At 35.8% G+C, this 9,764-nt stretch carries 6 protein-coding genes, 1 rRNA gene and 1 riboswitch; of the genes, 4 read left to right on the top strand and 3 right to left on the bottom strand.

Annotation, left to right across the window (positions count from 1 at the left end; genetic code table 11):
• Positions 1–470, bottom strand: a 16S ribosomal RNA gene (locus ACPYKA_RS14790); the annotation flags it as partial.
• 632 nt (positions 471–1,102) lie between these two features.
• Between ACPYKA_RS14790 and ACPYKA_RS14785 the strand changes: the two genes are divergently transcribed.
• Positions 1,103–2,818 (top strand): IS1634 family transposase, encoded by a 1,716-nt coding sequence (locus ACPYKA_RS14785; protein ID WP_479542985.1) that lies wholly within the window; start codon positions 1,103–1,105, stop codon positions 2,816–2,818.
• 259 nt (positions 2,819–3,077) lie between these two features.
• Positions 3,078–3,827, top strand: a complete 750-nt coding sequence (locus tag ACPYKA_RS14780; RefSeq protein WP_479542984.1) for a hypothetical protein — start codon at positions 3,078–3,080, stop codon at positions 3,825–3,827.
• A 218-nt stretch (positions 3,828–4,045) separates the two neighbouring features.
• On the opposite strand, the gene leuS is transcribed toward ACPYKA_RS14780, so the two are convergent.
• Complete coding sequence (gene leuS / locus ACPYKA_RS14775; RefSeq protein WP_479542983.1) at positions 4,046–6,457, bottom strand: leucine--tRNA ligase; 2,412 nt, start codon at positions 6,455–6,457, stop codon at positions 4,046–4,048.
• A 360-nt stretch (positions 6,458–6,817) separates the two neighbouring features.
• On the opposite strand from leuS, the gene mnmM reads away from it, so the two are divergent.
• Together mnmM and ACPYKA_RS14765 are read left to right on the top strand one after the other, a co-directional pair.
• Positions 6,818–7,378, top strand: a complete 561-nt coding sequence (gene mnmM, locus ACPYKA_RS14770; protein WP_479542982.1) for a tRNA 5-(aminomethyl)-2-thiouridylate-methyltransferase MnmM — start codon at positions 6,818–6,820, stop codon at positions 7,376–7,378.
• A 36-nt stretch (positions 7,379–7,414) separates the two neighbouring features.
• Positions 7,415–7,942: a gamma carbonic anhydrase gene (locus ACPYKA_RS14765; RefSeq protein WP_479542981.1), complete on the top strand. Its 528-nt coding sequence runs from the start codon at positions 7,415–7,417 to the stop codon at positions 7,940–7,942.
• Positions 7,943–8,319: 377 nt separating this feature from the next.
• On the opposite strand, the gene metK is transcribed toward ACPYKA_RS14765, so the two are convergent.
• Complete coding sequence (gene metK, locus ACPYKA_RS14760) at positions 8,320–9,522, bottom strand: methionine adenosyltransferase (RefSeq protein ID WP_479542980.1); 1,203 nt, start codon at positions 9,520–9,522, stop codon at positions 8,320–8,322.
• 141 nt (positions 9,523–9,663) lie between these two features.
• Positions 9,664–9,764: riboswitch (SAM riboswitch) on the bottom strand. This riboswitch is flagged as partial in the annotation.

Genomic DNA, 9,764 nt, shown 5'->3' with positions numbered 1-9,764 from the left:
CTTCCCTAACAACAGAGTTTTACGATCCGAAGACCTTCATCACTCACGCGGCGTCGCTCCGTCAGACTTTCGTCCATTGCGGAAGATTCCCTACTGCTGCCTCCCGTAGGAGTCTGGGCCGTGTCTCAGTCCCAGTGTGGCCGATCACCCTCTCAGGTCGGCTACGCATCGTTGCTTTGGTGAGCCATTACCCCACCAACTAGCTAATGCGCCGCGGGTCCATCTGTAAGTGACAGCAAAAGCCGCCTTTTAGTTTCCGTTCATGCGAACGGAAACGTCATTTGGTATTAGCACCGGTTTCCCGGAGTTATCCCAAGCTTACAGGCAGGTTACCCACGTGTTACTCACCCATCCGCCGCTCGTTCCACAGATTTCCGTCCGAAGACTTCCATCTGCTTCCCGCGCTCGACTTGCATGTATTAGGCACGCCGCCAGCGTTCGTCCTGAGCCAAGATCAAACTCTCCATAAAAGATTGTTTGATAAGCTTCTATAATGAAGCTTTCTTAGCTAAAATTAAAATTTTGACGAGATGAAAAAAGCATGTTAAATAAAGTATTCAACATTCTTTTCGTCTCTTACTTGACATATGTTGTTTCTGTTCAGTTTTCAAGGAGCAAATTCGTTACCTCATCCGAGGCAACTATATAAGCATAACATCTAAAGAATAAGATGTCAGCACTTAATTCTTTTTTTACTAACGCTCTTTTTGAGCGACTTTTCAAATATAACACTTTATTTTTTTAGCGTCAATACTTTTTCGAAAAAATATTTTTTCTTTTTTTAAAAAGTAAGACAAGTATTATAGAGATTATTATTATAACACACTTTGTTTTTTCAGTCAAAAGTATGCGCGTGTTTTTTAAGCAACACAACTTATATTACATACTCTTTAATAAAATGTCAAGAATTAATTAAGATTTTTTAACAGACAATTAACCAGGCAATAAAATTTCCTCCCGGGAGTTTGACACCTAATTCGAATATAAAGTAACCGTAAGCCAGTACAGGCTTATATTTTTTTGTCAAATTTTACTTAAAATTATTGCGTACTATTTCGTACTACTGTATAATAAAGGTATGAGATTGAACGGAGGTACGTTTATGCGTGTTAAAAAAAGTATTTCTAAAAATTCGGTTTCTTATTCTATAATCAAAGATGTTTACCGTAATGGAAAGAAAACCTCAAAAGTCGTTGAAGCATTAGGTAATGAAGAGGAAATTTTAGAAAAACATCCTGGTGTAGATCCTTATACATGGGCAAAAGAATATGCGAAAGAATTAACCCGAAAAGAAAAAGAAAAAAACCACCAAGTCATCGCCAAGTACAGCCCTACTAAACAGATTTCCTTAAATAAACAAAAACTATTTAATGCCGGCTATCTTTTTCTACAAGCTATTTATCATGAATTAAAACTGGATAAGGTTTGTCAGCAAATCTCGCAAAAATATGAATTTGAATACGATCTTAATGAGATTCTTTCGCGTCTACTTTATCTACGAATTCTACATCCCACATCTAAAAAAGGAACATTTGAACATGCGAAAGATTTACTTGAACCTGCACAGTTTCAATCACATCAAATCTATCGGGCACTTGGGGTTCTCGCTGAACAATCTGACTTTATTGAAGAGAAAGTTTATAAAAACAGCCTGAATGTAATCAATCGGAACACCAAGATTCTTTATTACGACTGCACAAACTTTTTCTTTGAAGTAGAAGAAGAAGATGATATAAAGCGGTATGGCGTTTCAAAGGAAAATCGTCCAAATCCTATCGTTCAAATGGGGCTATTTATGGATGGTTCCGGTCTTCCGTTGGCTTTTAGTATGACACCTGGAAGTACAAACGAACAAACAACATTAAAACCGTTAGAACGCCGCATTCTAAAAGACTTCAATCTTTCAAAATTTGTCGTATGTACAGATGCCGGTCTCTCCTCTCATGGAAATCGGTTGTATAACACCAAAGGGAAACGTGCATTTGTGACGACACAATCCATTAAAAAACTGAAGAAATTTCTTAAAGAGTGGGCTTTAGATCCGAAAGGATGGCGAATATCTGGGAGTAATAAAAAAATTAATTTAGATGAAATTCGTGATCCGGAAAAAGACAAAAGAACGTATTACAAAGAACGATGGATAAAAGAAAATGAGTTGGAACAAAAATTGATTGTTACCTATTCACCTGTTTATAAGCGATACCAATCATCCATTCGTGAAAAACAAGTTGATAGAGCAATTAAAAAAATAGAAAATCCAAGTTCATTAAATAAACATAATCAAAATGATCCAAAAAGGTTCATTAAAGCAACGCATGTAACAGATGATGGAGAAATCGCCGACAAAACCCAAGCGGTTTTGAATCAAGAACAGATTGAGCATGAATCGATGTATGATGGATTTTATGCGGTATGTACAAATTTAGAATCCACCATAGAGGAAATTATCAAAATTAATCAGGGAAGATGGGAAATTGAAGAGACGTTTCGCATTTTAAAAAGTGAATTTCGGGCTCGACCTGTTTATTTACAAAGGGAAACCCGGATAAAGGCTCACTTTCTAACATGTTTTCTGTCTTTATTGATCTATCGTATCTTAGAGAAAAAATTAGATGAGGAATTTACATGTACTAAATTAATCAGCACGCTTAGAAATATGAACATGATGGAATTGGATGGAGAAGGATACATACCTACCTATACTCGAACAGAGACTACGGATGCTTTACACGATACCTTTAGCTTTAGAACGGATTTGGAAATTGTCATTCAAAAAGAAATGAGAAAAATTTTAAAGCAAACAAAAAAAGCAAAATAGTACGCACTTTTAGCTATCAAAAAAACCTCTAAAAACATTGTTATTACAACATTTTTGGAGGTTTTTAGTGTCAAACATGAGAACTTATATTACATACTCTTTAATAAAATGTCAAGAATTAATTAAGATTTTTTAACAGACAATTAACCAGGCAATAAAATTTCCTCCATTTTACAAGTTATAGTAATAAACCACATGTGTATAGGCTAACTGAATTATACATAAAATAATCTCACCTTAAACCTTGGAGGGTTAACTATTGAGAACAATATTACCTTTTTTAACTTGTTTATTATTCCTAATAATTCCTCAGATATCGATAAACGCAGAAAATGAAGATGTTTCACTAATAAATTCTTATGAAGAAGACTTAACAGGTGACGGATTTCATGAGCAATTTACACTAAACGGGATCCTATTATCCGATGAAAGTAAATTTTATCGAGATATTTGGCTCGATATATCAAGTCCATTTTCTAAACAATGGAAAATTTCATTAGAAAGTGGATATAACCCCGAATTAAAACTGATTGATTTAAATCACGATAATACATTCGATCTGTTTTATAAAGTTGCTAAAAATGAAGAAAGCACTCATTCTGTTTACCAGCTCTACACGGTAAAAAACGGCGTAATAAAACAACTTCCTATACCGAAGCATAATCATATACAAGCACGATTATTAGATGATTTTAAAGTTGAAATTACATTAAATCCAAATATGAAGCCAATTATTAAAGACATATCTTCTGACGACATGATTAAATATATTGATCAAAATTTATACGAAGAGGATGGGAAATTAATAGAAGATAAAAGAATTAAAATAACTCCAATTACTTTATTAGAACCTGTCCTAATCAGTGAATCGAAAGGATATGGGTTGAAAAGCAATCAACACATTAAAGGTTTAGACGAAAATGATATCTTAGGTGAGATTGAGACACTTTGGTATTATCAAAAAGATAATTGGATCATATTAAAATCGGAGTGGAAAGATCACGAGTAATGCCTGCAAATTATTTATTTTGAAAACTTGAGTTACCCTAACCGAGGATTAACGTACAACTGACGATATCAAAACTCTTCAGAAGAACAACAATTCTTAAGAGGACAACGAACGGAGAAATATTATACTTTTTATCTATGTAGAAAAAAGGCGACGACATCACCCACCATTTTTCCACGAGTGATACCATCGCCTTTTTTCACTTATTACTTTGCTAATTAATTCGCAACAATATTAACTAACTTACCAGGAACAACAATTACTTTACGTACTGTTTTTCCTTCAAGCCAAGGTTGGATTTTTTCATTTGCCAATGCTTCCGCTTCTAATTCTTCTTTTGATACCTCTTTGGAAACATTAATTTTTGATCTTACTTTACCCATTACTTGAATAACTACCTCAACTTCTTCTTCAACAAGCTTTGATTCATCGTACGCTGGCCATGCTTCGTAAGTAATCGTATTTTCGTTTCCTAAACGTTCCCACAGTTCTTCTCCTAAATGTGGAGCAATTGGGTACAGTAACTTAATGAAGCCTTCAATAAAATCTTTAGAAATTTTATCTACTTTATATCCTTCGTTTACAAATACCATCATTTGAGAAATTGCAGTATTAAAATGTAAGTTCTCAAAGTCATTCGTTACTTTTTTCACCGTTTCATGGTAAATTCGTTCCATTGATTCGTCGTAGTCATTAACAATTTTTGAAGATAAATTTCCATCGTCCGTTACGATCAATCTCCAGACACGATCAAGAAAACGCCGTGCCCCATCTAATCCAGTCGTTGACCATGCTACATCTGCATCAAACGGACCCATAAACATTTCATATAATCGCAATGTATCTGCACCATGACTTGAGACAATATCGTCGGGGTTTACAACATTCCCCTTCGATTTACTCATCTTTTCATTATTCGCACCAAGAATCATTCCTTGGTTAACTAACTTTTGGAAAGGTTCTTTCGTTGGTACAATTCCGATATCGTATAGAAATTTATGCCAAAAACGTGCATACAATAAGTGGAGTACTGCGTGTTCTGCACCACCGATATAAATATCAACGGGTAACCATTTTTCAAGCAGTTTTGGATCGGCAATTTGCTCATCATTATTCGGATCGATAAATCGTAAATAATACCAACAACTACCTGCCCATTGTGGCATTGTATTTGTTTCGCGACGCCCTTTCATTCCTGTTTCAGGATCAACTACATTAACCCAGTCGCTATTCGCTAAAGGAGATTCACCAGTCCCTGATGGTTTTATTTCCGTCATTTCTGGTAATTCAAGAGGTAATTCTTCCTCGGGAATAGTCGTCATCGTGCCGTCTTCCCAATGAATAATTGGAATCGGCTCCCCCCAGTATCGTTGCCTTGAGAATAACCAATCTCGTAAACGGTAAGTAACTTCCCTGTTTCCTTTCTCGTTTTCCTCTAACCAATCAATCATTTTTGTAATAGCTTCGTCTTTGTTTAATCCATTTAAAAAATCCGAATTGACATGCTCCCCGTCACCTGTATAAGCTTCTTTAGAAACATCTCCACCTTTTACAACCTCTATAATAGGTAGATCGAATTTAGTTGCAAATTCATAGTCGCGTTCGTCATGTGCCGGAACTGCCATAATAGCACCAGTTCCATATGTCATTAACACATAATCTGAAATCCAAATCGGGATCTGCTTTTTATTTACTGGATTAATTGCATATGCGCCAGTAAATACTCCCGTTTTTTCTTTTGATACATCCGTACGTTCAATTTCTGATTTACTTTTAACTTCTTCTATATAAGCTTCAACATTCTTGCGCATATCATCTGTCACAATTTCTTTAATGTATGGATGTTCTGGTGCAAAAACAGCATATGTTGCACCGAATAACGTATCAGGTCGTGTTGTAAAAACTTCAAACTCCAAGTCATGATCTGCTACTTTAAATGTAACGTCTGCACCTTCTGAACGCCCGATCCAATTACGTTGCATTTCTTTAATGCTTTCAGGCCAATCTAATTCTTCTAAATCTTCCAATAGACGATCCGCATATTCCGTTATCTTGAGAACCCATTGTTTCATCGGTTTTTTTACAACCGGATGATCCCCACGTTCACTTTTACCGTCAATAACTTCCTCGTTTGCAAGCACGGTACCTAAAGCGGGGCACCAATTTACTTCAATATCATCCATATAAGCAAGCCCTTTTTCATAAAGCTTCGTAAAAATCCACTGGGTCCACTTATAATAAGCAGGATCTGTCGTATTGATTTCTCGATCCCAATCATAGGAAAATCCAAGCTCCTGAATTTGCCGTTTAAATGTCGCAATGTTTTTCTCAGTAAATTCGGCCGGACTATTCCCTGTGTCTAATGCATACTGTTCTGCAGGTAGACCAAAAGCATCCCACCCCATTGGATGAAGCACCTCATAACCTTGCATCCGTCTCATTCGAGAAATGATATCTGTTGCCGTATATCCCTCTGGGTGACCAACATGGAGCCCTGAACCAGATGGATAAGGAAACATATCAAGTGCATAGATTTTTTTCTTTTCTGATGTTACATCTGTTTTATAAGTTTTATTTTTCAACCAATAAGCTTGCCACTTAGCTTCTACTTCGTTATGGTTATAACTCATAACCACTGCCTCCCTATAATAAATACCATTCTTATGCAATAAATTTCTTTATTTTTAAAAAGCTTCCCAATGATCACCAACGAGGAGCTAATTCCAAAAGCTAGAATCAATTATGTAAATTAATTTATAATATAAGATCATCGTCTACAGTGTAAACAATAATCCATGTACTTAAACTTTTGCATTACTATTTCTATAAACATATGAAATAATTTGCACTAACTACTCGAATTGTAGAGAATGATGCATACTTTGTCAAGATTCGAGCTAGTTCTTGCTTTTATTCCCTTTCAAATTAAATTATACTACAAACATGTGATATATCCTATATTGTTTATAAAAAGTCGAGGTATGATCTATATGTTACAAGGTATAATTCCCTTTGCTCATCAATTATTAAAAGAAAGTGTCGATAAAGGTTCTGTTACTGTCGATGCAACTAGTGGAAACGGTAATGATACACTTTTCTTAAGTGAACTTGTTGGTGAATCAGGAAAAGTATACGCTTTTGATATTCAACAACAAGCAATAGAAACTACAAAAACTTTATTAAAAGAAAAAAAATGCCATAATGTTAATCTCATTCATGATAGTCACTCAAATGTAAAGCAATATTTACCTGATAATACAGAGATCTCTGGAGCCATCTTTAATTTAGGTTATTTACCAAGAAGTAATAAGCAAATCATAACAAAAGCTGATACAACTATTCAGTCAATTGAAGCTTTACTGGAAATGTCAAAAAAAGGCGCACGCATAGTCGTAGTTGTCTATCATGGACATGAGGGTGGGAAGGAAGAAAAAGATGCAGTAATCCAATTTGCTAGAGAATTAGATCAAAAAAACTACGGTGTCATTCAATATCAATTTATTAATCACAAAAATAATCCACCATTTGTAGTTGCAATTGAAAAAAGATAAAATAACTTATATACATATATGCACGGAGGTTATTCAATGATACATCATTATAAAAATATCGAACCAAAAATCCACGATTCCGTATTCGTTGCTAAAAACGCAACCATTATCGGAGATGTTGAGATTGAGCAAGGAGCAAGTATTTGGTTTAAAACTGTTATCCGTGGTGATGTCGCTCCCACTCGCATCGGAAAAAATGTAAATATTCAAGACTTATCGCTCGTCCATCAGAGTCCAGGTTTACCAGTTATTATTGAAGATGATGTTACGATAGGACATCAAGTGACAGTACATGGATGTACAATTAGAAAAAATGCGTTGATTGGAATGGGAACCATTTTATTAGACGGTGTAGAAATAGGCGAGAGCGCATTTATCGGAGCTGGAAGCTTAGTTTCTCCAGGGACAAAAATTCCGCCGAACACGTTGGCTTTTGGTCGCCCGGCAAAAGTAATTAGAGAGCTGACTCAAAAAGATTTAGATGAAATGGAACGAGTCCGTAAGTCATATAGGGATAAACGAGATTATTATAAACGAAATACAGATTTGGGATTGGATTTTTAAAAAGGAAGGAACATAGCTAAAACATTCCCCAAAGGAACGAGTACAAGACAGGTAGTTTAGAATGTTACTTCTTCAAAAGTTGGATTTTAGTGAAACGTTGACGGAAACTCCTAACAAATTAATCACCACTAGGTAAAATCAACTCGACTCCCAGCCTGTAAAATCATTTGCTAGGTGTTGAGTCGCTTGGTTTTAGTCATTTGCCAACACATCAAGTTTAATCATTAATATGCAAAGAAGTTTATGGACAGTCTGCAAAAATGTTTATTAAAAACAAACAATAGAAAATCCGAACTGAGTATAAATTTCAAGTGAAGAAATTTAATTCATCGTTCGGATTTTTTTATGACTAAAACACATTTTTTGATCTAGTTTTTTTAAACATACTCCACTAATGATTTTCTCAAACTTTCCACTTTATCTGTTTTTTCCCATGGTAATTTTAAATCTCCACGTCCGAAATGACCATAAGCAGCAACTTGACGATAGAGCGGTTTTCTTAAATCAAGCATCTCTATAATTCCTGAAGGGCTTAAGTCAAATAGATTACGAATTACTTCCACCAACTTAACCTCTTCCACTTTCCCAGTTCCAAACGTATTTATCGCGATGGATACAGGCTGGGCAACTCCGATTGCATATGCTAGTTGTACTTCACATTTTTCCGCTAAATGTGCGGCAACAATATTTTTCGCAACATATCTTGCAGCATAAGCAGCGGATCGGTCGACTTTAGTCGGATCTTTTCCACTAAATGCTCCACCACCGTGACGTGCATAGCCGCCATATGTGTCAACAATGATTTTTCTGCCTGTTAATCCCGCATCCCCTTGTGGTCCGCCGATAACAAAGCGTCCAGATGGATTAATGAAAAATTTTGTTTCCTCATCCAAGAGAAAACTTGGGATTACTTGTTCAATAACATACTCCATTAAGTCAGTTTTAATTTGCTGCAAAGTTATATCTTGATGATGTTGCGTGGAAATAACGACTGTATCGACACGTGTTGGTTGATCGTTTTCATCGTATTCGATCGTCACCTGTGTTTTTCCATCAGGGCGTAAGTAATCGAGTGTACCATCTTTTCTCACATCAGCTAATCGTTTGGATAAGCGATGAGCTAAAAAAATTGGAAGTGGCATTAAATCTTCTGTCTCATCACATGCATAGCCGAACATCAATCCCTGGTCACCTGCACCAATGATTTCTTGTGCTTCATCTTGATCGCTTTCTCTTGCTTCAAGCGCGGTATCTACCCCACTTGCAATATCTGGTGACTGTTCATCTATTGCCGTTAAAACTGCACAAGTTTCTGCATCAAACCCGTACTTTGCTCTTGTATACCCAATATCATTTATCGTATTACGTACTATTTGAGGAATATCAACATAGGTAGATGTCGTTATTTCTCCAGCTACTAATACAAGACCAGTCGTCACAGTTGTTTCACAGGCAACACGTGCATTTGGATCATTTTTTATTATTTCGTCTAGGATAGCATCTGAAATTTGATCACAGATTTTGTCTGGATGTCCTTCTGTAACTGATTCAGATGTGAACAAACGACGATTTTTTGTCATAAATAAAAGCCTCCTACTATATAGTACACGGAGCTCAAAAATAATTAGGTTTTAAAGGAAGTCTTGTTTATTATAAACGAGAGAAAACAAAAAATCCCTTCCATCTAATATAATAATAGAGGAAAGGAAAGCTGCCTTTCACTCTTATTGTTCAAGGAAAATCCTTGCATCAGGTTAGCACCTTTTCACATATTGTGATGGTTGCTGGGCTTCCTCGGGTCTGTCCCTCCACCAACTCCTAA

Source organism: Pseudogracilibacillus amylolyticus (SeqCode) (assembly GCF_051918545.1).
Taxonomy (GTDB): Bacteria; Bacillota; Bacilli; order Bacillales; family Amphibacillaceae; genus Pseudogracilibacillus.
The sequence above is the reverse complement of the archived record's forward strand: the minus strand, read 5'-3'. Positions and strand labels throughout refer to the sequence as shown.

Excerpts from the sequence above, each read along its gene's own strand:
- ACPYKA_RS14785 (WP_479542985.1), top strand. The coding sequence starts at position 1,103 with ATGCGTGTTAAAAAAAGTATTTCTAAAAATTCGGTTTCTTATTCTATA.
- leuS (WP_479542983.1), bottom strand. The coding sequence starts at position 6,457 with ATGAGTTATAACCATAACGAAGTAGAAGCTAAGTGGCAAGCTTATTGG.
- mnmM (WP_479542982.1), top strand. The coding sequence starts at position 6,818 with ATGTTACAAGGTATAATTCCCTTTGCTCATCAATTATTAAAAGAAAGT.
- ACPYKA_RS14765 (WP_479542981.1), top strand. The coding sequence starts at position 7,415 with ATGATACATCATTATAAAAATATCGAACCAAAAATCCACGATTCCGTA.
- metK (WP_479542980.1), bottom strand. The coding sequence starts at position 9,522 with ATGACAAAAAATCGTCGTTTGTTCACATCTGAATCAGTTACAGAAGGA.